The sequence below is a fragment of the Duganella sp. sic0402 genome, assembly GCF_019219065.1.
Classification (GTDB): Bacteria; Pseudomonadota; Gammaproteobacteria; order Burkholderiales; family Burkholderiaceae_D; genus Rugamonas.
In genome coordinates, this window is record NZ_JAHUWK010000008.1 from 1 (window position 1) to 23,069 (window position 23,069).

Genomic DNA, 23,069 nt, shown 5'->3' on the forward strand with positions numbered 1-23,069 from the left:
AAGCCGTAATCGGCGCCGTGATGCATAAGCTCGTGCATCTCATCTATGGTGTCATTCGTACCGGCAAGCCCTTTGACGCCAATTACCTTTCAAAAGGGCTTGCTATTCAAGACGGTATCTGACCCCGATTTTAGTAGCGCACCTGCTCCAGCCATTCCAATAAAGGAATGGTGGCTGGCAGCAGCGGCTCGACGCCTACCGTGCCTTGCCAGGCGAACGCCTGGCCTTCCAGGCTTTGCGGCTCGCCTGACCAGTCGCGGCTGATGAAGAAATGCAGACGTACGTGCGCATGCGGGTAGATGTATTCCACGCCGCACCATTCCTCGGCGCGGTGGATGGTCAGGCCCAGCTCTTCCACAAACTCGCGTTTCAGGGCTTCCAGGATGCTCTCGCCCGGATCGACTTTCCCGCCGGGGAATTCCCAATAGCCGTCATACGGCTTGCCGGTCGGGCGCTGGCCCAGCAGCACGTCGCCGTTCGGCTTGACCAGGATGCCTACAGCGACATCAATCGGCTTGCTCATGCCAGCTTCCCCGCGTAATCCTTGGCGAATTGCCACGCTACCCGGCCCGAGCGCGAGCCACGCTGCAAGGCCCAGCGCAAGGCGTCGGCGCGCGCCGCTTCAATCTGCGCTTCGGTGCAGCCCAGCGAGGCCAGCCAGTGCGCCACGATGGTCAGGTAATCATCCTGCCGGAACGGATAGAAGGTCAGCCACAGGCCAAAGCGCTCGGACAGCGAAATTTTTTCCTCCACCGTTTCGCCCGGATGCAGGTCGCCGTTTTCGTCGTGCTTGTAGCTCATATTGTCTGACATACGTTCCGGCAGCAGGTGGCGGCGATTCGAGGTCGCGTAAATCAGCACATTCTCGGACTGCGCCGAGATGCTGCCGTCCAGCGCCACCTTCAACGCCTTGTAGCCGCTCTCGCCCTCTTCAAACGACAGGTCGTCGCAGAAGATGATGAAACGCTCCGGCCGCCCCGCCACCAGGTCAACAATGTCCGGCAGCTCGGCCAGGTCTTCCTTGTCCACTTCGATCAGGCGCAAGCCATCCTTGGCGAACTGATTCAGGCAAGCCTTGATCAGCGACGACTTGCCAGTGCCACGCGCGCCGGTCAGCAGCACATTGTTGGCCGGCTTGCCGCTCACGAACTGACGCGTGTTCTGCTCGATCTGCTGTTTCTGCGGACCGATATGCTGCAAGTCATCCAGCGCGATGTCGGACACATGCGCCACCGCCTGCAAATAGCTCGGACCATTGGCGCGCTGACGCCAGCGGAACGCAAAGCCGCGCTCCCACTCCGGCTGCGGCGCGGCCGGCGGCAGGATGGCTTCCACGCGCGCCAGCAGCGCCTCGGCGCGCACCAGGAATTGTTCGAGGGCCGCCGACATCTTAGGAGCGGTAGTCGGCGTTGATCGACACGTAATCGTGCGACAGGTCGCAGGTGTAGACCGTGGCAGACGCCGCACCGCGCGCCAGCTTGACACGCACGGTGATCTCGGCCTGCTTCATCACGCGCTGGCCGTCTTCTTCCTTGTAGTCCGGATTGCGGCCGCCGTTCTTCGCCACCCACACGTCGTCCAGGTACAGGTTCAGCTTCGACACGTCCAGATCGTCCACGCCGGCGTAGCCGATGGCGGCCAGGATGCGGCCCAGGTTAGGGTCGGAGGCGAAGAAGGCAGTCTTCACCAGCGGCGAGTGGCCGATCGAGTAGGCGATCTTGCGGCACTCTTCCACGCTGGCGCCCTCTTCCACGATGATGCTCATGAACTTGGTCGCGCCTTCGCCGTCGCGCACGATGGCTTGCGCCAGGAACAGCGACAGTTCGGTGACGGCGTCGCGCAGCTGGGCGTATTCAGGCTGCTCCGCCGAAGTGATGTTCAGCGAACCGGCGCCGGTGGCGATCAGCATGAAGGAATCGTTGGTCGAAGTGTCGCCGTCGATGGTGATGCAGTTGAACGAGTGATTGGCCGCGTGCTTGACCAGCTCGTCCAGCACCGGCTGCGCCACTTTGGCGTCCAGCGCCAGATAGCCCAGCATGGTCGCCATATTCGGCTTGATCATGCCGGCGCCCTTGGAAATACCGGTCATGGTCACGCTGTGTCCGCCGATGGTGACGGTGCGCGAGCCGGCTTTCGGCTGCGTGTCGGTGGTCATGATGGCTTCGGCGGCGTTGTACCAGTTATCGGCTTTCAGACCGGCCACGGCTTGCGGCAGGCCGGCAATCACTTTGGCGGCCGGCAGTGGTTCCAGGATCACGCCGGTCGAGAATGGCAGGATCTGCGCCGCCTCCACGCCCAGCTGCGAGGCCAGCGCCGCGCAGGTCTCATTCGCCAGCGACAGGCCCAGTTCACCGGTGCCGGCGTTGGCGTTGCCGGTGTTGACCAGCAGCGCGGCGATCGGCTTGCCACTGGTTTGGGCGGCGGCCAGATGCGCCTTGGCGATCTGCACAGGCGCGGCGCAGAAGCGGTTCAGCGTAAACACGCCGGACACGGTCGCGGTCGGCGCCAGTTTCATCACCAGCACGTCCTTGCGGTTCGGCTTCTTGATACCGGCTTCGGCAAAGCCGATTTCAACACCGGCGACAGGCTTCAGTTCGGAGGCGATGGGCAGAGGGGAATTAACGGCCATAGTGTGATCTCAGTGGGTGGAAACAGGAGCCGCTATTGTAATCCCTGACACGCCGCTCGCGCAGGTTTGTAACGGTCCCGCGCAAGCATGGCAGAACATCAAATTTGCTTAAAAATCACTGGAGAGATATCGTACAACCTGCTGTTTTTACAGTGTTTTTTGCAGAAAAGCCACAAAAAATTAGAACGTTCGTTCGGTTTATCGTTTTCCATTTCATGCCTTCAGGAAATTAGTCTAAGGTTACGGACAAATGCCCCATCCCCGCATTGCCCGTCACACAAAACAAAACTCCCATAGGATTGAACTCATGAAAAAGCAACTTTTAGTCGCGGCAATCTCGGCCGCCTTCGTGGCGGCCACCGCCACATCGGCACAGGCAGGCGCGCTGGATGATGGTAACCTGAGCATCAGCGGCTTCGGTACGCTGGGTGTCGCCCAAAGCAATACCAACGACGTCAAATTCGCCCGTTACAACCAGGCTGACGGCGTCGGCGACAGCGCCCGTCTGGGCCTCGACACCAACCTCGGTCTGCAAGCGACCTACAAGTTCAACGATTGGCTGTCCGGCACCGCGCAGGTGCTGACCCGCAACGCCACCCAGGGCACCTTCACCACCGATCTGACCTGGGCCTTCCTGAAAGCCCGCATCAACGATGAAGTCTCGGTGCGCGTCGGCCGCGTGGTCGTGCCGACCTTCCTGATCTCGGACTACCAGAACGTCGGCTACGCCAACAACATGATGCGTCCACCGATCGAGCTGTATAGCCAGGCGCCGATTGAGAACTCGGACGGCGCGGACATCAACTTCCAGCGCGCGTTTGGCGATCTGAACTTCACCGCACAAGCCTTCGTCGGCGTCAGCCGCGGCAAACTGTACGTGTCGTCAGGCACCGGCTCGACCGCGACCTACCGCGCACCAGCCGCCGGCATCAGCCTGGCCGGCGAATACGGTCCCTTCCTGCTGCGCGTAGCCCACGCCCGCGCCGACATGAAGATCAACGACATCCAGCCGATCAACGCCCTGACCACCACGCTGAACAGCGTAGGCCTGACCCAGCTGGCTTCGGACATCACCTTCACCACCGGCAAGAAGGTCGCCTTCACCTCGATCGGCGGCACGATGGACTGGAACAATATCGTCGCCCAGGCGGAATACGCCCAACGCCGCGCCAAGGAGCCGGTCTACCTGCCGGACACCAACTCCTGGTACACCATGGTCGGCTACCGCTTCGGCAAAGTGCTGCCGTACTACATGCACGCTTCGGCCAAGGGCGAAGGCAGCTCGGTCACCAAGCCGGCCGCACTGTCGCGCATTCCTGCGCTGAACGCCGCTGTCACCAATCTGCTGACCGCTGCCGAGCAAACCTCGGACACCGTGGGCGTGCGCTGGGACTTCGCCAAGCAAGTCGCGCTGAAGGTGCAGGTTGACCGCGTCAAGCCAGGCGCCAAGTCGGGCCTGCTGATCAACGTGCCAGCCGCTGGCTACAACAAGAACGTCACCGTGGTTGCGGCCGGCGTCGACTTCGTATTCTGATAAAGCGTGAGACTACAACAATGAAAAAGATACTGAGTGCCCTGCTGCTGTCGGCCATCGGCGCAGCAACCCTGCCGGCATCGGCGGCGGAAATCGTCGTCATCGTCAGCAAGCAGAACCCGGCGACGCGCATGTTCTCGGAACAGGCTTCGCAATTCTTCCTGGGTAAATCCAATCTGTTCACGCCGGTCGACCAGGCTGACGGTTCGGCCATCCGCAACGAGTTCTATCACAAGGTAGCGGACAAGGACGCGGCCCAGGTCAAAGCCCTGTGGTCCAAGCTGGTATTCACCGGCAAAGCCACGCCGCCGAAGGAATATGCCAATAGCGCCGAGGTGAAGAAAGCAGTTGCTGCCGATCCGAAAGCAATCGGGTATATTGATAAATCGGCAGTTGACGATACTGTCAAAGTGATTTTGACCCTGCCTTAAACCCAGGCCGCCCTGCCAGCCTGCCGCGTTATCCATGCGGCAGGTGCGTGCGCTCCTGGCATTGCCCAACAAGGAGTGAACGTTTTGAGTTTATCGCTACGCGCGAAGTTCCTGATGCTGAGTGCCATCATCCAGGCACTGGTGGTTGGACTACTGATCTGGAACAGCCTGCGGCTGATGAACCACGCAGTCAATACCAACGCCGAACGGGTCGCCCGTGAATACGCGGTCACCCTCAACCTCTCACTGAGTCCCTACGCCACCCGTGGCCGTCTGCCCGAGCTGAACAGCTATCTGGCGGAAATGCTGGCCGATCCGGACGACAGTTTCCTGCGCTACCTGACCATCCTCGACGATGAGGGCAGCCCCATCATCTCGGTGGGCAAGCGCGAACAAGCCCTGCCACGACTGCCGCACGAAGGCGGCGATAGCAAAGGCGTCAACACCATCATCAGCGGCGACACGCTGCATGCGCGCTCGCCGCTGCTGCTGGCCGATAACCGCATCGGCAGCATCCATTTCGGACTCACCACCAAAGACCTGGGACAGGCCCGCGACGAAGTGCTGGTACAGGGCAGCGTGATCGCGCTGTTCGGCTTTGCGCTGGGGGTGCTGATGTTTTACGTCTTCACCCACGGCATCGGCAAACGGCTGACGGCACTGACCGGCGAATCACGGCAGATGGCCTCGGGCGACTACAGCAAGGCGCTGCCGGTGCACGGCAACGATGAAATTGCCGTCTTCACGCGCGCGCTGAACGCGATGAGCGCGGCGCTGCGCGAACGGATCGCGCAGCTGGAGCAATCGCAGCGGCGGCTGTCGGAATCGGAAGCGCGCTTCAAAACCTTGTTCGATATGGCGCCGCTGCCGTTGACGGTGTCCGACTGCGATGGCCGCATCGTCGCCATCAACCGTGCGGTGGCCCACACCTTCGGCGCCGCCGGCACCGACTTGATCGGCAAGCGCAGCGACGAAGTGCCGTTCTGGGCCAGCACCCGCGAGCGCGAGCGCATCTGGGATATGTACCGTCAGGACGGCGCTGTGCAAGGCGCAATCGCCGGCGTGCTGCTGGCCGACGACAGTGTCGGCAGCGTAGCGATCTGGTCGTCGACGCTGATCCTGGACGGCAAGCCGTCTATCATCTGGGCGCTGCTGGACCTCACCGAAGAACTGAACGCCAAGCGCGAGCTAAAGGATCTCAACATCTCGCTGGAAAGCCGCGTGCGCGAGCGCTCGGCCGCACTGGAGCGCGCCAACGCCGATCTCAGTACCGCGCTGCAAACACTGCAGCACACGCAGAGCGAATTGCTGGCATCGGAAAAAATGGCCTCGCTGGGATCGCTGGTGGCTGGCATCGCGCATGAACTGAATACGCCAATCGGCAACAGCCTGCTGGCCTCGACCGCCTTGCGTGACCGCGTGCAGGAATTCGCGCAGCACGTTGCCGCAGGCACGCTGCGCCGCTCCGAGCTGACAGCGCACCTGGACGAAGTTCGTACCGCCAGCGAATTGATCGCCGGCTCGCTACACAAGGCGGCCGAGCTGATTGCCTCGTTCAAGCAGATCGCAGTGGACCAGACCAACGACCAGCGGCGCAGCTTTGAGCTGCTGGCGGCGGTACAGGACACCATCGCCGCCTACACCCCACGGCTGCGGCGCATGCAATGCGAGGTCGCGCTGGACATTCCGGCCGGGCTGATGCTGGACTCCTATCCGGGCGGGCTATATCAGGTACTGACCAACCTTATCACCAACGCCTTGACGCATGCCTTCGAACAGCGGCGCAGCGGCGCCATCGCCGTCCGCGCCGAACTGGGCGCCGACGGCCTGATCGACCTGCAATTCAGCGACGACGGCTGCGGCATGACGGAAGAAGTGCAGCGCCGCGTGTTCGATCCCTTTTTTACCACCAGGATGGGACAGGGCGGCACGGGGCTGGGCATGAACATCGTCTACAACATCGTCACCGGCATACTGGGCGGACGCATCACCCTCGACTCCGCACCCGGCGCCGGCACTGCCATCCGCATGCTGATTCCCCGCGTCGCCCCCGTCCGCAGTCAGGTCTGACGTGTGGTCAGCACATGGTCGATCAGGCCATATTCGGCGGCTTCGTGAGCGGACATGAAGTTGTCGCGGTCGGAGTCTTTTTCGATTTGTGCCAGCGCCCTGCCGGTGCGCTCGGCCATGATGGTGTTGAGACGGTGGCGCTGGTACAGTATTTCACGCGCCTGGATGTCGATGTCGGCCGCCACGCCCTTTGAGCCGCCATGCGGCTGGTGGATCATGATGCGGGCGTTGGGCAAGGCGTAGCGCTTGCCGATGGCGCCGGCCGCCAGCAGCGTAGCGCCCATGCTGGCGGCAAAGCCGGTGCACAATGTCGAGACATCGGGCCGGATAAATTGCATGGTGTCGTACACCGCCATGCCGGCATAGACCGATCCGCCGGGTGAATTGATGTAGAGCGAGATGTCCTTCTCGGGATTGTCCGATTCCAGAAACAGCAATTGCGCGACAATCAGGTTGGCCGATTGCTCGGTCACCTCCCCAACCAGGAAGATCACCCGCTCTTTCAGCAGACGCGAATAAATGTCGAAAGCGCGTTCGCCGCGCGAGGTTTGTTCAATAACGGTGGGCACCAAGGCATGCATGAAGGTCCTTTCAGGTTAAAGTACCCACTTGACGCTTAAGCACACGCGTCGCGTGACGGCAAAAAAATATTCCGTCGCCGTGTCACACCTGGCCGCCGTCAGGCGTCATAGGCACACCAGCCTTGAGGAGATCCGTCATGCCAACCGCCGTTGATCTGTTTGAACAGTTACGCCCGCGCCTGAAAGCGATCAGCCTGCGCATTGTCGGCAGCGATGCCGAGGCGGAGGATGTGGTGCAGGATTGCTTTCTCAAGTGGCATGGTGCCGAACAGCAGGCGCTGACCATGCCCGCTGCCTGGCTAACCACGGTGGTGCGGCATCAGTCGATCGACCGGCTGCGCAGGCGCGCACGGGATGCGATGGCGTCGCACATCGCGCTGGAAATGACGCCGCAGAGCGCCCCCACAACGCCAGATGATCGCTTGCTGCGGCAGGCGGAGCTGGCCGAAGCGCTGGCGCGGCTGCTGGCGCTGTCGCCTGCCGAGCGACTGGCGCTGGTCCTGCATGAGGTGTTTGAACGCGAACACGCCGACATTGCGGCGACGCTGGGCAGCAAAGCGGCCAACGCGCGGCAGCACCTGAGCCGTGCCCGCCGCCGGCTACGCGAAGATAAGGATGCACAGGCGTCGGAACAACAGCTGAACCGCGACCTGGTCCAGCGCTTCCATGCCGCCATCCATGAACTGGATGCGCCGACAGTCGTCAGGCTGCTGACCGATGTACAGCCGCAAGCCTGCGCCAACGACGCCTGCTACCGCATGGCGGCCTAGCGCAGGCTGCGGCGACCATCCCGCGGCAGAATTTCAGCGCGACCTGCTTATTGCTCGGACAGGCAACGCTGGCACGCGGTTTCGGTATAGCGGCTGCGGCAAACGTTTTTGTTCGGATTTTCTTTTTCGATCTTGCGCCAACGGGTGCAGGTTTCCGGCGTCAGTTGATCGATCGCCGGGATCTGCTGCTGCACCACGCGCTCCTTGCTGACGCTCATGCGGGCACCGTCCGTGTCTACCCGTAACTCCATTCCCTGCTGCTTGTTCGCCAGGTTCAGGACGCCCACACCACTCTCGTCCGGGCCTGCAATCAGGCTGACCACCATGTGGTGCTTGGAATCGAGCGACAGCATGGCGTTGTCATGGTCGAAGGTGACATAGCCGCCACGCTCGTAGCCATCCTTATCGTAAATCATGAAGCCGGCCGCTTCACCGCCACGCTTGGCGACACGGCCGCCGAACATCACCGCGTCCGGCATATCGCCGCTCATGCGCGCACGGACCACGCCGTTCTTATCGACGATGGTGATATCGCGCGCCTGTATCGTACCGAACACCTCGTTCTTGAGCGCGATGCTGGCAGTGGCCGTACCCAGCACAGTCACCAGCAAGGCGCCGATCAAGCCCAAATTCTGCCGTTTGACCTGCTTGCGCAAGCGCTTGTTTTCTTGCTCGCATGCCGCGACGCGCAGCATTAGTTGATTGACTTCGTGGTCCATTCTTCCTCGCTTTTTATTGGTTGATACTGCTGGAGCGGTACGTGAACGTGGTGGCGTCATCCGACGAACTGACCTCCAGCAGCCCGCCGTGCGAGATGGCGATTTCCGAGGCGATGAACAAGCCCAATCCCAATCCGTCACCGCCGTCGGCGATGCCGGAGCGCCAGAACGGTTTGAACAGCTGCGCCTGCACCTCGGCCGGAATCGCCGGGCCGCTGTTGGTCACCGACAGCTCAAAGATACCGTTCGCCTCCCTGGCGCTGACCAGTACCGGCGCCGACGGGCTACCATGCAGGATGGCGTTATTCAGCAAATTTGACAGCAGCTGCACCATGCGCGCCGCGTCGCAAACCAGCGTCAGCCCCAGCGGCAGTTCGGCGACGATCTCGCGCTGCGGATGCACGCTGCGCAACTCGTCTATCGCCTGCTGCAGCGGCGCTTCCAGATGAGGTTCCGGGCGCAGATTGAGCGAGATGCCACCACCCATGCGGCCTCGCGTGAAATCGGTCACATCGTCCACCAGCGCGGCGATGCGCTGGCTGCTCCGCTGCATCATGTCCAGCAAGGGCGCCAGGGACGCAGGCGCGCGCTGGCGCAGGATCTCGGTGCCGTTCATGATGGTGCTCAGCGGCGTGCGGATATCGTGGCCCAGCATGGCGATGAACTGCTCGCGCAGCCGCGCAGTCTTCATCTCGTCGCTGAGCGCTTCCTGCGCCTCGACCAGCACCACTTCGTTGGCCAGCTGCCGGCTAATCAACTCGGCAAACAGCATCAGCGTATTGCGGGTGGCTTTCTGCGTCAGCTGCGCAGGCTGCGGGTCCAGTCCGCACAGCGAACCGAAATAGTCGCCATTCGCCCGGTACAAGGGGATGGAGAAGTAGCTTTGAAAGCCGTAGATGCGTGGCGTGTGATGATCGCGGTATTGCGCGCTTTCCTCGACCGAATCGATGATCACGGCGCAGCGCGTGTGCTGCACTTCCTCGCACAGCGTGGTCTTGATATCCAGTGCGCTGCCGACCGACAGACCGTAGTTCAGCCGGTCCAGCACCGCACACAAATGCCAGGAGGTCGGCGTCACCCGCGCGATGCCGACAAAGCCCAGGCCGGTCAGCTCCGCCACTGCCTCCAGTATGGTCGGCACCGCGCTGATGCCGGCAATCGTCGCAATGTCCTCGTCCAGCGTCTGTGTCATGCCGCGCCTCTCTGCTCAAGCGTAAAAAAACCCGTAAAGCTTTTCAACTTTACGGGTTTATTGTCTACCAGAGCGGCACTTTACGCCAGCTTGCCGTGGCAGGATTTGTACTTCTTGCCACTGCCGCATGGGCATGGATCGTTGCGGCCGACTTTCAGGCCCAGCTCCATCAGCTGCTCGCCGCTCAGGTTCTGCAGTTCCGGTGGCAGGCCGCTGAATTGCGGTGGCGCCAGCAATTCTTCCGGCGCAGCGTTCGGATTGAAGTCCGCGTGCTGGTAGCTGACGTTTTCAACGTGCGATTGCTGCATCGCCGCTTCGGCCGCGTCGATCTCTTCACGCGACTGGATGCGCACGGTCATGATCAGCTTGACCACTTCGTTCTTGATCATGTCCAGCATCTGGCCAAACAGTTCAAACGCCTCGCGCTTGTATTCCTGCTTAGGGTTCTTCTGCGCATAGCCGCGCAGGTGAATACCCTGGCGCAGGTGATCGAGCGCAGCCAGGTGCTCGCGCCAGTGCGAGTCCACCGATTGCAGCATCACGTTGCGCTCGAAGCCGCCGAACGACTCCTTGCCGACGATATCGATCTTCGACTGATACAGCGCATCGGCCGCCGCGATCACGCGTTCGACGATTTCTTCGTCAGTCAGGTTAGGCTCGTCCTGGATCATCTTGGTCAGCGGTACCTCGATCTGCCATTCGGCCGCCAGCGCGGCTTCCAGGCCTTTCAGGTTCCACTGCTCCTCGACCGATTCCGCCGGCACGTATTCGCGTACCAGGTCGTGGAAGGCGCCATGGCGCAGCGACTGGATCAGTTCCGAAATATCGGTCGCTTCCAGCAGCTCGTTACGCTGCTGATAGATGACTTTACGCTGGTCGTTGGCAACGTCGTCGTATTCCAGCAGCTGCTTACGGATATCGAAGTTGCGCGCCTCAACCTTGCGCTGTGCGGTTTCGATCGAGCGCGACACGATGCCCGCCTCAATCGGCTCGCCTTCCGGCATTTTCAGACGGTCCATGACGGCGCGCACGCGGTCGCCCGCGAAGATGCGCAGCAGCGGATCGTCCAGCGACAGGAAGAAGCGCGACATGCCAGGATCACCCTGGCGCGCAGCACGGCCACGCAGTTGGTTGTCAACGCGGCGCGATTCGTGGCGCTCGGTGCCGACGATGTGCAGGCCGCCAGCAGCCACCACTTGTTCGTGCAGTGCTTGCCAGCCGTCGCGCAGCGCCTGGGCTTGCGCGGCCTTGTCAGCGTCGCTCAGCTCAGGATTGGCTTCGATGAACTGGATTTGTTTTTCAACGTTGCCGCCCAAGACGATGTCAGTACCACGGCCGGCCATATTGGTAGCGATGGTGATGGCTTTCGGCGAACCTGCCTGGGCGATGATCTCTGCTTCGCGTGCGTGCTGTTTCGCGTTCAGCACATTGTGCGGCAGATCGGCCTTGGTCAGGATGCTTGACAGCAGCTCGGAGTTTTCAATCGAGGTCGTCCCCACCAGCACTGGCTGGCCGCGTTCGTAGCACTCGCGGATTTCCAGCATCATGGCGTTGTACTTCTCTTGCGCCGATTTGTACACCTGATCCTGGCGGTCTTTACGCGCCGATGGACGGTTAGGCGGCACCACCACAGTTTCCAGGCCGTAGATTTCCTGGAATTCGTAGGCTTCGGTATCGGCCGTACCGGTCATGCCGGCCAGCTTGGCGTACATGCGGAAGTAGTTCTGGAAGGTGATCGAGGCCAGGGTCTGGTTCTCGTTCTGGATCTTGACGTGTTCCTTGGCTTCCACCGCCTGGTGCAGGCCGTCGGACCAGCGGCGGCCGGTCATCAGGCGGCCGGTGAATTCATCGACGATCACCACTTCATTGTTCTGCACCACATAGTGCTGATCCTTGAAGTACAGCGCGTGCGCGCGCAGCGCCGCGTACAGGTGGTGTACCAGCGTGATGTTGGCCGAGTCGTACAGCGAGGCGCCTTCCGCCAGCAGACCCATCTGCGTAAGGATCGCTTCGGCTTTTTCGTGACCGGCTTCGGTCAGCAGCACCTGGTGGGCTTTTTCGTCCTTGGTGTAATCGCCGGGCACTTCGATCTTGCCCTTGCCGTCGGCGGTTTCTTCGCCGATTTGCAGCGTCAGCAGCGGTGGCAGTTCGTTGATCTTGTAGTACAGATCGGTGTGATTCTCGGCCTGACCGGAGATGATCAGCGGGGTACGCGCTTCGTCGATCAGGATCGAGTCAACTTCATCGACGATGCCGAAGTTCAGCACGCGCTGCACGCGGTCCTTGATGTCGAACACCATGTTGTCGCGCAGGTAGTCGAAACCGAATTCGTTGTTGGTGCCGTAGGTGATGTCGGAAGCGTAAGCCTGCTGCTTGACCGAGTGCTCCATCTGCGACAGGTTGACGCCGGTGCTCAGGCCCAGCCAGCTGTACAGCTTGGCCATGGTGTCGGCGTCGCGCTGCGCCAGGTAATCATTGACGGTAACGATGTGCACGCCCTTGCCGGACAGTGCATTCAGGTAGGCTGGCAGGGTCGCGGTCAGGGTTTTGCCCTCGCCGGTGCCCATCTCGGCGATTTTGCCGTAGTGCAGCACCATGCCGCCGATCATTTGCACGTCGAAGTGACGCATTTTCATCACGCGCTTGGACGCTTCGCGGCAAACGGCGAAGGCTTCCGGCAGGATCTGGTCAAGCGTCTCGCCGGCGGCGAGGCGTTCCTTGAAGGCGGGCGTCTTGGCTTGCAGCTCGGCGTCCGACAGTTTTTCCATGGCCGGTTCGAGCGCATTGATCTCGCGTACCGTTTTTTGGTATTGCTTGAGCAGGCGCTGGTTGCGGCTGCCGAAAATCTTGGTCAGAAAAGACATGCTTGAATTCTTGAAAAAACGCCGTTAAAAAAACCTCTGCAGGTGAAAAGACACTACCGCACGGAGTTGGGATATGGCAAAAGACGGTGATTTTATCACGCGCCCGGTGCTAGATTGGGTTATTGGCCTATATAACAATAGCCCAAGCGTTCACAATGTCACAAAAGTAATCGATTTTAACCGGTGGTGACGATTTTGGGGTGCTGCGCTATCTGTGTTATGTTTCGCCGCATGCGATTCAACTCCTCCAACATCTCGCTCAAGCGCCCGACCGCCGTGGGCGCCACGGATTTCCTGCGGCGCAACGACAAAATGGCCGCCCTGCTGCCAGCGATCGAGCGCATGGCGCGGCTGCAAAAAGACTGCGCCGACTGCCTGCCGGCGATGTTCCAGCATGCCGAGATCCTGTCGTTCGAGGAAGGCCAGTTGCAATTATCGCTGCCAACCACGGCGCTGGCAGCCAAGTTGAAGCAACAATTACCAAAATTACAAGATACGCTAGCGCGGCGCGGCTGGCAGGTGAGCGGCGTGCGCCTCAAGGTGCAGATGACCAAGGCGGCCGAGATCAAGGAGAAGATGCGTTCGCTGGAGCTGCCGCCGGCGGCGGTCGAAGCCTTCGACCAACTCAGCGGCACATTGGAAGCCAGCCCGCAGAACAGCGCGCTGATCGACGCGGTCAAGGCCATGGTGGCCCGCCGCCGCGCCGGTGGCGGCTAGTTTAAGTTAGCGCCCACTCACGCGCCATCTGGCGCACGTAGGACTGTGGCGCTGCGTCCTGGCTGTCGAAGGTGACGATTTCGTAGGCATCCGGATGCTTCAGCAATTCCAGCAGCAGCTGGTTGTTCAGCGCGTGGCCGGATTTGTGCGCTTCGTAACTGGCCAGCAGCGGATGGCCGACCAGATACAGGTCGCCGATGGCGTCGAGGATTTTGTGGCGGACGAATTCGTCGTCGTAGCGCAGGCCGTCCGAATTCAGGATACGGTACTCGTCCATGACGATGGCGTTTTCCAGCGAACCGCCGCGCGCCAAGCCGATGCCGCGCAGCATTTCCACATCCTGCATGAAGCCGAAGGTGCGCGCGCGCGCGACGTCGTGCACATAGGAGACGTCGCCGAAATCCACATGCGCGCGCTGCTGGGTGCCGTCCACCGCAGGGTGGTTGAATTCAATGAAGAAATCCAGCTTGAAGCCGTCGTGCGGCAGCAGGCGCGCCCATTTTTCCTTGTCGCCCGTGCCTTCGCGGATTTCGACCGGCTTCAGCACGCGGATGAATTTCTTGGCCGCCGGCTGCTCCAGCACGCCTGATTGTTGCAATAAAAACACGAAAGACGAGGCCGAACCATCCATGATCGGAATTTCTTCGGCGCTGACTTCGATGTACAGATTGTCAATGCCGAGGCCGGCGCAGGCCGACATCAGGTGCTCCACGGTGGAGACGCGCGCGCCATCCTTGACCAGCACCGACGCCATGCGGGTATCCCCCACCGCCATCGCGCTGGACGGAAACTCGACCACCGGCGACAAATCGACGCGGCGGAACACGATGCCGGTATCCGGCGCGGCCGGGCGCAAGGTCAGTTCGACCTTGGTGCCGGAGTGCAGGCCGACACCCGTGGTGCGGACCAGTTCTTTGATAGTGCGTTGTTTTAACATCAGAAGATTATAGCGAACTGTGACTAAGGATGCTCGGCTTCAACATGAACCGCCTCGCGCCGCACCAGATAGATGCCGCTGGCGATGATGATGCCCGCGCCCAGCAGCGTGTAGCCATCCGGCAGTGCCTGCCACAGCAGCCAGTCGATCGCCACGCCCCAGGCCAGCGCCGTGTACTCGAACGGCGCCACAATCGACGCCTTGCCGGTGCTGAACGCCTTGGTGATCGCCAACTGGCCGAAAAAGCCGGACAAGGCCAGCGCCAGCAATATCCAGCCATGCTCGGCGCGCACCGGCACCCAGATCTTCCACGCCAGCGCCACCGAGCCGATCGACATCAGGGTCAGCAGCCAGAACATCATCGATTCGGTGCTATCCGTCCGAGCCAATACGCGCGCGCTGATCGCCGACACCGCATAACAGGTGGCAGCGGCCAGAATCGCCAGTCCCCCCAGCGACAGGAAGCCCGTCCCCTCGGGACGCAGTACCACCAGCACGCCCAGCAGGCCTACGCCGATCGCCACCCACTGCCCGGTGCGCACATGCTCCTTCAGCACCCACACTGACAAGGCGGTAATCAGCGCCGGCGCAATGAAGAAGATCGAATACGCCTCGGCCAGCGACAACGACTTCAGGCCGAAGGCAAAGGTGGTCAGCATGGTGATGCCAAGTGCGGCGCGGAACAAATGCATCGGCCAGCGTACGCGCAAGATGCCCCTGAACGCGCCGCGATACAGAATGTAGCCGCACAGCAGCGGCAGCGAACTCAGCGAGCGCAGCGCGGTCACCTGCATCGCGGGATAGTGGGCGGACAACAGCTTCATGGTGGTATCCATGAAGGAGAACATGGCGACAGCAGTCAGCATCGCATAGATGCTGTGCAGATTTTCTTGACGAGTGGACAGAGGAAGCTCCCTGACAACGGGCCCAGGACGGGCCGATAAGACGTCATTGTGGCGACGCCCGGAGCCAGGACGGCGCATTGCGCGCGGTCGCTGCCATTATAGCAAGCCGCGACTAATGATCGGCTTCACGCAGCTTGGTGTCGTCATTACCAGCTTGGCGATCCATCATCGCTCCCGCGTAAAGGGCAATGATCAACCTTCGCGCATTGAAGCTTCGCGGGCCTTAGGACTCCCGCATTTCCACCAGCCCAGCCTCCATGCTGATCACTGGTTCGTAGCCTAGTTCCGCGCGCGCCTTGCTGATATCCAGCGTGACTTCGACTGCCATGGTGGCGTATTCCTGTCGCGTGATCGGCGGCTTGATGCGGCCACGGCTGATCGAAGCCAGCAGATCGCCTATCGCAGAAATCTTGCTGAGCAGCGCGCGCGGCACGCTTTTATCTGGCGCGACGATGCCCTGCGTAGCCAATAACTGCGAGATGAATTCGCGGAACACCACGGGCTCACCATCGGTAATGAAGTACACGTGGCCGTTGCGGCCATGCTGTAACGCTTTGTCCACACCTTCACACAGATTCGCGATATGGGTAGTCGAAGTGCGATAGCCGCCGCCATCGATCCACGCCAGCTTGCCCTCACGTGCGGCAGCGGTCAGTTGCGGCAATGCGGTGGTATCGTCCCGTCCCCACACGAAGCGCGGACGCAACACCACTACCGACATCGATTCGTCGGCATACGATAGCGCAATGCGTTCCGCTTCCGCCTTGGTATGCGAGTATGCGCCAGCCGGCTTCGCAGGAAATTGGTGGTCTTCGGTAGCGTTCAGCAAAGGCTGGCCGTCCAGCAGCACCGACTCAGTACTGATATGAATCACCTGCGTCACACCGGCTTTACGCGCGGATGCACACACATGACGTGTGCCATTCAGATTGGTCTGCCGCTGCGCCTTGGTGCCCCAGCCGTGATTAGTATCGGCCGCTGCGTGGATCAGAATATCGCAGCCCTGCATGGCGCGGATCAGTTCCGGCTGATGCAAATCGCCACGATGTGGCGTGGCGCCCAGCGCAGCAACAGTCACAGCCGCCTGCTCGCTGCGCGCCAGCGCAAGCACGCTGTCACCGCATGCGATGAAATGACGAATCAGATTCCGGCCCACATAGCCGCTGCCGCCAGTGATGAATATACGGCTCATTCAGGCTCCACCAGCGCACTGATATCAGCCAGCACCTGCTTACGCTGTTTCGCCGGCAGGTGGTACAGATCCATCGCCTCCAGCAACTTTAAACCTTCCAGCGCCAGATACGCCAGCATGGCGCCGCGCGGATATTCAGCAGTATCGAGCATTTTCTTGACCACCGCCGTCTGATTGTTCTGCACCGTCGCGCGCAATTCACGATCCTGCGCCAGCGCCGCGCACAGATTCAGCGCCGTGGCGCGAAATTCTTCCGGTAAGGGCTGCGCGGCGGCAGCGATGCGGCCACGAATCACAGGACTACTGACATCGCCCAGATCTTCGGTAACGCTATCGTTGAACGCATTATCTTTCCGCACCGCGCGCGCAACAACGGCCGCAATCAGCGCCTGCTTCGACTTGAAGTCATACAAAACGCTGGCCTTGCTGATTCCTGCCTGCTCCGCTACCGCCTCCAGCGTCAGCCGCGCCGCGCCATCGCGCGCTACCACCTGCTCCGCCGCATCCAGGATCTGCTCCTGATCAATTACCCGTTTACGTCCCACGCCAGCCTCGATTATTTATTTCCGACCGGATGGATATTAATTATCAAGACCCCGATTGTCAAGCTGGGAGCAGCATCACCAGCTTGAGATCATGGCGTTTGGCCAGATGAAGGGTGATCTGGTTGAAGCTGAGTTCGCCGGCGCGGGGATGCAGGAAGCGGCGCAGGCCGCCTTCGCGGTGAACGACTTCTTGCGAGGTCCAGAGTGTGCGGAATGCCTCGCTGTCTTGCGACAGCTCGGTGATCAGCGCGGCCAATGATGGATCGCTGGCGTGCTTGCCAATGTCGGCGCGGAACTCGGCCACCAGGCGGTGCGCGCGGTCTTCCCAGTCGATGATCAGTCCACGCGCGGCAGGGTTACGGAACATGAAGCGCAACAGATTGGGCTGCGCCGGTTCAGCCTCTTCCACATCCAGCCAGCCGCCGAACAGGGCGGCCGCGTGCTCGTTCCACGCCAGCGCATTCCACTGGCGGTCGAGGACATACGCTGGGCCGTCGATTGCCGCGACGATATCGCCAAGCGGCTCGCCGGCATAACTGGTATCGTCATCATGCTGGGGGTCCAGCCGCTCCGCCAGGCTGAACAGATAGGTACGCTCGGCCGCACTGAGTTGCAGCACCTCCGCCATGCGCGCCAGCAGCTTGCCGGAAGCCGAAACTTCCCTGCCCTGCTCCAGCCACGTCAGCCAGGTTGGACTGACATCGCATAGCTGCGCCAGTTCCTCCCGCCGCAGGCCGGGCGTGCGGCGCCGGCCGCCGCTGCTCAGGCCAACGCTGGCCGGGGTGATGCGCTCGCGGTGAGCGCGGATGAATTCGCCGAGTTTGTTCTGCATGGTAGTGCCTTATACCAGGATAAGTCCTTGTCTTGTTACAGGATAAAAACCCACCTATTCTGCACTGACCCAGCCACTTATGGAGAAAAATCATGCAACAGCAAGCCATTGTCGCCCAGCAGTTCGGTAATACCGCCAGCGCCTATCTGACCAGCAGCGTCCACGCACAAGGCGCCGACCTGGCGCAATTGCGCGAGATCGCAGCCGGCATGCCCAGACGGCCGGTGGTACTGGACCTGGGCTGCGGCGCCGGCCACGCCAGCTTCGCGGTGGCGCCGGTGGCGGACTCGGTCACCGCCTACGACCTGTCACACGAGATGCTGGACGTGGTAGCAAACGCTGCACGTGAACGCGGACATCACACCATCAGCACACAGCAAGGCAATGTCGCCACGCTGCCCTTCATCGACGCATCGTTCTGCATGGTGGTGACGCGCTTCTCGGCGCACCATTGGCTGGATGTGCCAGCCGCGCTGCGCGAAGTACGGCGCGTGCTCAAGCCGAACGGCGTATTCATCATCATCGACATCACCGCGCCAGAATCGCCGCTGCATGACACCACGCTGCAAGCGGTTGAACTGCTGCGCGACGCTTCGCATGTGCGCGACTATCGCGCATCGGAATGGCTGCGGATGCTCAGCGACGCAGGCTTCGCCAGTGAACAGCTGAACCACTGGAAACTGCAAATGAAGTTTGATGAGTGGACCGCGCGCATGCGCACGCCGGCCGAACGCGTCACTGCCATCCGCAGCCTGCTGCACGGCGCGCCGGAAGAAACGCGCCGCTACTTCGCGGTGGAAGCTGACGATTCCTTCAGCATCGACTCAAGCTTGTTCAAAGCCACTCCGGCAAACCTCGCCTAGATCAAGTCTGCGGCACTCGCCGCAGACCTGTCCTGAAATGCTTGATCCAGATCATCGTTTTTCCGAAAAGATGCATTGAAAATACGTGTTGAGAAAATTCGCAACGATGGAGAACGACAGATGGACAGCAAGAAGATGGATACCACCAACGAAACGCCGTCGACACGCCGCGGCTTTCTGGGCAAGAGCGCAGCACTGGGCCTGGCTGGCGTAACGCTGGGCCTGGCCGGCTGCAAGGAAGAAGCAGCGGCCGGCGGCAAAACCGCCGCCGCGCCAGCCGCACACAAGGGCGGCGAGGTCGCGCCGGGGCAGCTGGACGATTACTACGCCTTCATCAGTTCCGGCCACTCCGGCGAAGCGCGCGTGCTGGGCCTGCCGTCCGGCCGCGAGCTGAAACGCATCCCGGTGTTCAATATCGACTGCATGGTCGGCTGGGGCATCACCAACGAATCCAAAGCCATCATGGGCACCAAGCCGGATGGCTCGCTGAAGTACACCACCGGCGACACCCACCACGTCCACGGCAGCTACAAGAACGGCACCTATGACGGCCGCTGGCTGTTCATCAACGACAAGCTGCACTCGCGCGTGGCGCGCATCCGCATGGATACGATGGAAACCGACAAGATCACCGAGCTGCCCAATGTGGCCGGTTTCCACGGCATCTTCCCGGACAAGCGCGATCCGGTTGACCCGAAAATCGATTACACCACCCGCGTGTTCTGCGGCGCAGAATTCCACATCCCGCTGCCCAACGATGGCCGTGATCTGGAAGATCCGACCAAATGGGGCGCGCTGTTCAGCTGCGTCAGCGCCGAGACCATGGAAGTGATGTGGCAGGTGCGCGTCGACGGCAATATGGACTTGTGCGCCACCTCGTACGACGGCAAGCTGGCCGCCTGCAACCAGTACAACGTGGAAAATGCCGCCGATCTGAACGGCATGATGGCGGCCGAACGCGACGCCTGCGTGTTCCTGCACATCGAGCGTGTGGAAGCACTGGTCAAGGCCGGCAAGTTCACCACGATCGGTGCCTCGAAAGTGCCCGTGGTGGATGGCCGCAAAGCCGCCAACGAAGATCCGAAAACCGCCATCTCGCTGTACGTCCCGGTCGGCAAAAACCCGCACGGCGTCAACGCCAGCCCGGACGGCAAGTACTTCGTTTGCTCCGGCAAGCTGTCGCCGACCGCCACCGTGATTGAGCTGAGCAAAGTGCTGCAATGGTTCGATGGCGCAGTCAAAGATCCACGCGACACCGTGGTGGCAGAACCGGAAATCGGACTGGGCCCGCTGCACACCGCCTTTGACGGCAAGGGCAATGCCTACACCTCGCTGTTCCTCGACAGCCAGGCCGTCAAGTGGAACGTCGACGCCGCCATCGCCCAATTCAAGGGCGACAAGAACGCCAAGGTCATTCTGGAAAAATTCGACGTGCACTACCAGCCGGGCCACAACTATTCGTCGATGGGTGAAACCACGCAGGCGGATGGCAAGTACCTCAACTCCGGTAACAAATTCTCCAAGGACCGCTTCCTGCCGGTCGGGCCGCTGCATCCGGAAACGGAACAGCTGATCGACATCGGCGGCAGCGCCATGAAACTGGTGGCCGACCATACCGCCTACTCGGAACCGCACGACGGCATCATCGTCCGCCGCGACGTGGTGAAGACGCGCCAGATCTACAACCTGACCGACTTCCCGAACGCCGTTACGCCGGAAACCGCCGGCATCGAGCGCAAGGGCAACAAGGTGCATGTACGCCTGATGTCGCAAGCGCCGGCGTACAGCATGCCGGTCATCAAGGTGAAGAAAGGCGACGAGGTCACCATCACGCTGACCAACTACGACAAGGTGGAAGACCTGACCCACGGTTGCGCGATCCCGACCTACAACATCAACTTCATCGTCAATCCGCAGGAAACCAAATCGGTCACCTTCAAGGCCGATCACGCGGGTGCGTTCTGGATGTATTGCACGCACTTCTGCCACGCCTTGCACCTGGAGATGCGCAGCCGTTTCCTGGTTGAAGCCTGATTGTAATGTAGTTGTAGCCTAAGTCCCTGCCGGCTGGCACGCCAGCGGCAGGGCGTATCCTCATGACGTTTATTTCAAAATCCCTGTTGGCATGGCTGGCAATGCTGCTGGCCGTGTTGACGGCGCCGATGGCCGGCGCCACCGTCTACGACGCTGAGCTATCACCCGAATTAATGCACGGTCCCGACCTGTGCGCCCATGCCGCCTGCGCCGATGTCATGCCGCAGGCAAAACGCTTTTCCAGGCGTATGGGATCGCCGCAGTACGTGCAGGCGCTGGACGCTGCTGGCAAGGTGATCGGCTATGTGTTCCTGTCCACCGATGTGGTGGATATTCCCGCTTACTCCGGCAAGCCGGTGATCACGCTGATCGGCATGGACGCCAAGGGCGTCATCACCGGCGTGCGTGTGATCAAGCACTCCGAGCCGATACTGCTGGCTGGCATCCCCGAATCCGCGCTGCTCAAATTCATCGACCAATACGTGGGCTTGCGCGGCGACGCCAAGCTGGAAATCGGCCGTGGCGGCGATGGCAGTGTGGGCCTGGATGCGATCAGCGGTGCGACAGTGACCGCCATCGCCGAGAACCAGGTGATTTCCCGCAGTGCCTATGAAATCGGCCGCCAGGTCGGCATCTTCACCACGGCCGAGCGTCCCCCGGCGCGCTTCACGCCCATCGACGAACGCCTGAACTGGAGCAAGCTGGCGGACGAAGGTTCAGTTGGCCGGCTGAAGATTTCAGCCCGCGAAGTTGGCGCCGACAGCGCACGCGGCGAGTACATCGATCTGTATTTCGGTTACCTGAACACGCCAACGCTGGGCAACAGCCTGCTGGGCGAGGACAACTACCAGCGCCTGATGCGCGACCTCAAGCCGGATGAGCATGCGATCTTCGTCATCGCCAGCGGACAGACCTCGTTCAAAGGATCGGGCTTTGTACGCGGCGGCATCTACGACCGTATCCAGGTGCGGCAAGATCCGCAAACCTACACCTTCCGCGACACCGATTACCTCAACCTCTATCACCTGCAACCCGGCGATGCGCCGGACTACCGCGAGTCCGGCATCTTCATCGTCCGCTCGAAGCACTTCAATCCGGCATGGCCATGGACGCTGACACTGCTGGTCAACAAGCTGGATGCCAAAGGTGCGAAGACTTTCGCCCACTACGACCAGCCGTACTGGCTGCCGGCGCGCTATCTGGAAGGCGGCCATCCGAAAGTGGTGACGGCACGCCCGGCCTGGCAAAACATCTGGCTGGACCGGATTCCGCAGATTGCCTTGTTTATCGCCACGCTGCTGTTCACCGCCGTGCTGTACGCGCAGCGCGACCGGCTGGTGCGCGCATCCAAGCGCAAGCACAAGCCGTTGATCAGCTGGCCGCGACTGGTGTTGTGGATCATCAGCGCAGGCTTCATCGGCTTCTACCTGAAGGCGCAGCCGAGCATCACGCAGATCATGACCTGGCTGCATTCGCTGATCAACCAGTGGCGCTGGGAGCTGTTCCTGTCCGATCCGTTTATCTTCCTGTTCTGGTGGTTCATCATCATTACGGTGCTGATCTGGGGACGCGGTCTGTTCTGCGGCTGGCTGTGCCCATTCGGTTCGCTGCAACACCTGATGCTGAAACTGGGCGCGGCCATCGGCCTGAAACGCTGGCAGAAACTGCTGCCGAAAAAGCTGCACGACAAGCTGCGCTGGCTGAAGTACGCCATCTTCTTCGGCCTGATCGGCGTGTCCTTGTTCTCGATGGAGACGGCCGAGCACCTGGCGGAAATCGAGCCATTCAAGACCACCTTCCTGGTCGGCGTGTGGAACCGCACGTGGCCGTTCTGGCTGTTCATCGGCGCGATACTCGGCCTGTCGATGTTCAGCGAGCGTCCCTACTGCAAATATCTGTGCCCGATGGGCGCTGGCCTGGCCCTTCCCGGCAAGTTCCGCCTGTTCGGCCTGAGGCGCAAAGCCGAATGCACCACCTGCCACGCCTGCGCGGCAGGCTGCGGCTCGCACGCCATCGACAGCGAGGGCAAAATCGACCAGATGGAATGCATGCTGTGTCTCGACTGCATGATCATGTACTACGACGATCACGCCTGCCCGCCGCTGGTCAAGGAACGCAAGCAGCGCGAGGCCAAAGGCCAGGCGCTGACGCGCATCGGCGCGGATGGCTATTTCCTGTCGCTGGACAGCCTGCGCGCGATGCTGCCGTCCAAGGGCAAGGAACATCCATGAAGACGACAGCTCCCGGCTCGCTA

At 61.3% G+C, this 23,069-nt stretch carries 20 protein-coding genes; 8 read left to right on the plus strand and 12 right to left on the minus strand.

Annotated features, from left to right (window positions below; genetic code table 11):
* Positions 1-130 precede the first annotated feature (130 nt).
* The 3 genes from KW842_RS18470 to argJ are packed head-to-tail and all read right to left on the minus strand — an operon-like array spanning position 131 to position 2,629.
* The gene (locus tag KW842_RS18470) at positions 131-523 is read right to left on the minus strand and encodes an NUDIX domain-containing protein (RefSeq protein ID WP_218305591.1); all 393 of its coding nucleotides are present in this window, start codon (positions 521-523) and stop codon (positions 131-133) included.
* Positions 520-1,389 (minus strand): ATP-binding protein, encoded by an 870-nt coding sequence (locus tag KW842_RS18475; protein ID WP_218305592.1) that lies wholly within the window; start codon positions 1,387-1,389, stop codon positions 520-522. The genes KW842_RS18470 and KW842_RS18475 overlap by 4 nt, the downstream gene beginning before the upstream one ends.
* Before the next feature lies 1 nt (position 1,390).
* Positions 1,391-2,629 (minus strand): bifunctional glutamate N-acetyltransferase/amino-acid acetyltransferase ArgJ, encoded by a 1,239-nt coding sequence (argJ, locus tag KW842_RS18480; protein ID WP_218305593.1) that lies wholly within the window; start codon positions 2,627-2,629, stop codon positions 1,391-1,393.
* A gap of 307 nt (positions 2,630-2,936) precedes the next feature.
* Between argJ and KW842_RS18485 the strand changes: the two genes are divergently transcribed.
* From KW842_RS18485 to KW842_RS18495, 3 genes are all read left to right on the plus strand, one after another.
* On the plus strand, positions 2,937-4,163 hold the full coding sequence (locus KW842_RS18485) for a porin (RefSeq protein WP_218305594.1): 1,227 nt from the start codon (positions 2,937-2,939) through the stop codon (positions 4,161-4,163).
* Between the two features lie 20 nt (positions 4,164-4,183).
* Entirely contained in the window at positions 4,184-4,594 is a 411-nt protein-coding gene (locus tag KW842_RS18490) for a hypothetical protein (RefSeq protein ID WP_218305595.1), read from the plus strand.
* Positions 4,595-4,678: 84 nt separating this feature from the next.
* Entirely contained in the window at positions 4,679-6,664 is a 1,986-nt protein-coding gene (locus tag KW842_RS18495; protein ID WP_218305596.1) for an ATP-binding protein, read from the plus strand.
* Here the strand turns inward: KW842_RS18495 and clpP are convergent.
* Entirely contained in the window at positions 6,655-7,245 is a 591-nt protein-coding gene (gene clpP / locus KW842_RS18500; protein WP_218305597.1) for an ATP-dependent Clp endopeptidase proteolytic subunit ClpP, read from the minus strand. The two genes, KW842_RS18495 and clpP, sit on opposite strands and share 10 nt — an antisense overlap.
* Positions 7,246-7,382: 137 nt before the next feature.
* Here clpP and KW842_RS18505 point away from each other — a divergent pair, with 137 nt between their 5' ends.
* Complete coding sequence (locus tag KW842_RS18505) at positions 7,383-8,015, plus strand: sigma-70 family RNA polymerase sigma factor (protein WP_218305598.1); 633 nt, start codon at positions 7,383-7,385, stop codon at positions 8,013-8,015.
* A gap of 47 nt (positions 8,016-8,062) precedes the next feature.
* On the opposite strand, the gene KW842_RS18510 is transcribed toward KW842_RS18505, so the two are convergent.
* The 3 genes from KW842_RS18510 to secA form a co-directional block, all read right to left on the minus strand.
* Positions 8,063-8,734 carry a hypothetical protein gene (locus KW842_RS18510; RefSeq protein ID WP_218305599.1) on the minus strand — a complete coding sequence of 224 codons (672 nt, stop codon included), beginning with the start codon at positions 8,732-8,734 and terminating at the stop codon, positions 8,063-8,065.
* A gap of 13 nt (positions 8,735-8,747) precedes the next feature.
* Entirely contained in the window at positions 8,748-9,926 is a 1,179-nt protein-coding gene (locus KW842_RS18515) for a sensor histidine kinase KdpD (RefSeq protein ID WP_218305600.1), read from the minus strand.
* An 80-nt stretch (positions 9,927-10,006) separates the two neighbouring features.
* Positions 10,007-12,790 carry a preprotein translocase subunit SecA gene (gene secA / locus KW842_RS18520; RefSeq protein WP_218305601.1) on the minus strand — a complete coding sequence of 928 codons (2,784 nt, stop codon included), beginning with the start codon at positions 12,788-12,790 and terminating at the stop codon, positions 10,007-10,009.
* A gap of 231 nt (positions 12,791-13,021) precedes the next feature.
* On the opposite strand from secA, the gene KW842_RS18525 reads away from it, so the two are divergent.
* Positions 13,022-13,507, plus strand: a complete 486-nt coding sequence (locus KW842_RS18525) for a DciA family protein (RefSeq protein WP_229223784.1) — start codon at positions 13,022-13,024, stop codon at positions 13,505-13,507.
* Position 13,508: 1 nt separating this feature from the next.
* On the opposite strand, the gene lpxC is transcribed toward KW842_RS18525, so the two are convergent.
* From lpxC to KW842_RS18550, 5 genes are all read right to left on the minus strand, one after another.
* The gene (lpxC, locus tag KW842_RS18530) at positions 13,509-14,444 is read right to left on the minus strand and encodes a UDP-3-O-acyl-N-acetylglucosamine deacetylase (RefSeq protein ID WP_218305603.1); all 936 of its coding nucleotides are present in this window, start codon (positions 14,442-14,444) and stop codon (positions 13,509-13,511) included.
* 23 nt (positions 14,445-14,467) lie between these two features.
* The gene (locus KW842_RS18535) at positions 14,468-15,310 is read right to left on the minus strand and encodes a DMT family transporter (protein WP_218305604.1); all 843 of its coding nucleotides are present in this window, start codon (positions 15,308-15,310) and stop codon (positions 14,468-14,470) included.
* A gap of 262 nt (positions 15,311-15,572) precedes the next feature.
* A complete protein-coding gene (locus KW842_RS18540; protein ID WP_218305605.1) occupies positions 15,573-16,541 on the minus strand; it encodes an NAD(P)-dependent oxidoreductase in 969 nt (322 codons plus the stop codon).
* Complete coding sequence (locus KW842_RS18545; RefSeq protein ID WP_218305606.1) at positions 16,538-17,086, minus strand: TetR/AcrR family transcriptional regulator; 549 nt, start codon at positions 17,084-17,086, stop codon at positions 16,538-16,540. Before KW842_RS18545 ends, KW842_RS18540 begins: the two co-directional genes overlap by 4 nt.
* Before the next feature lie 58 nt (positions 17,087-17,144).
* On the minus strand, positions 17,145-17,918 hold the full coding sequence (locus KW842_RS18550; RefSeq protein ID WP_218305607.1) for a helix-turn-helix transcriptional regulator: 774 nt from the start codon (positions 17,916-17,918) through the stop codon (positions 17,145-17,147).
* 92 nt (positions 17,919-18,010) lie between these two features.
* On the opposite strand from KW842_RS18550, the gene KW842_RS18555 reads away from it, so the two are divergent.
* From KW842_RS18555 to KW842_RS18565, 3 genes are all read left to right on the plus strand, one after another.
* The gene (locus tag KW842_RS18555; protein WP_218305608.1) at positions 18,011-18,781 is read left to right on the plus strand and encodes a class I SAM-dependent methyltransferase; all 771 of its coding nucleotides are present in this window, start codon (positions 18,011-18,013) and stop codon (positions 18,779-18,781) included.
* A gap of 120 nt (positions 18,782-18,901) precedes the next feature.
* A complete protein-coding gene (nosZ, locus tag KW842_RS18560) occupies positions 18,902-20,815 on the plus strand; it encodes a TAT-dependent nitrous-oxide reductase (protein WP_218305609.1) in 1,914 nt (637 codons plus the stop codon).
* A 62-nt stretch (positions 20,816-20,877) separates the two neighbouring features.
* Positions 20,878-23,046, plus strand: coding sequence for a NosR/NirI family protein (locus tag KW842_RS18565; RefSeq protein ID WP_218305610.1), 2,169 nt, complete (start codon positions 20,878-20,880; stop codon positions 23,044-23,046).
* Positions 23,047-23,069 lie beyond the last annotated feature (23 nt).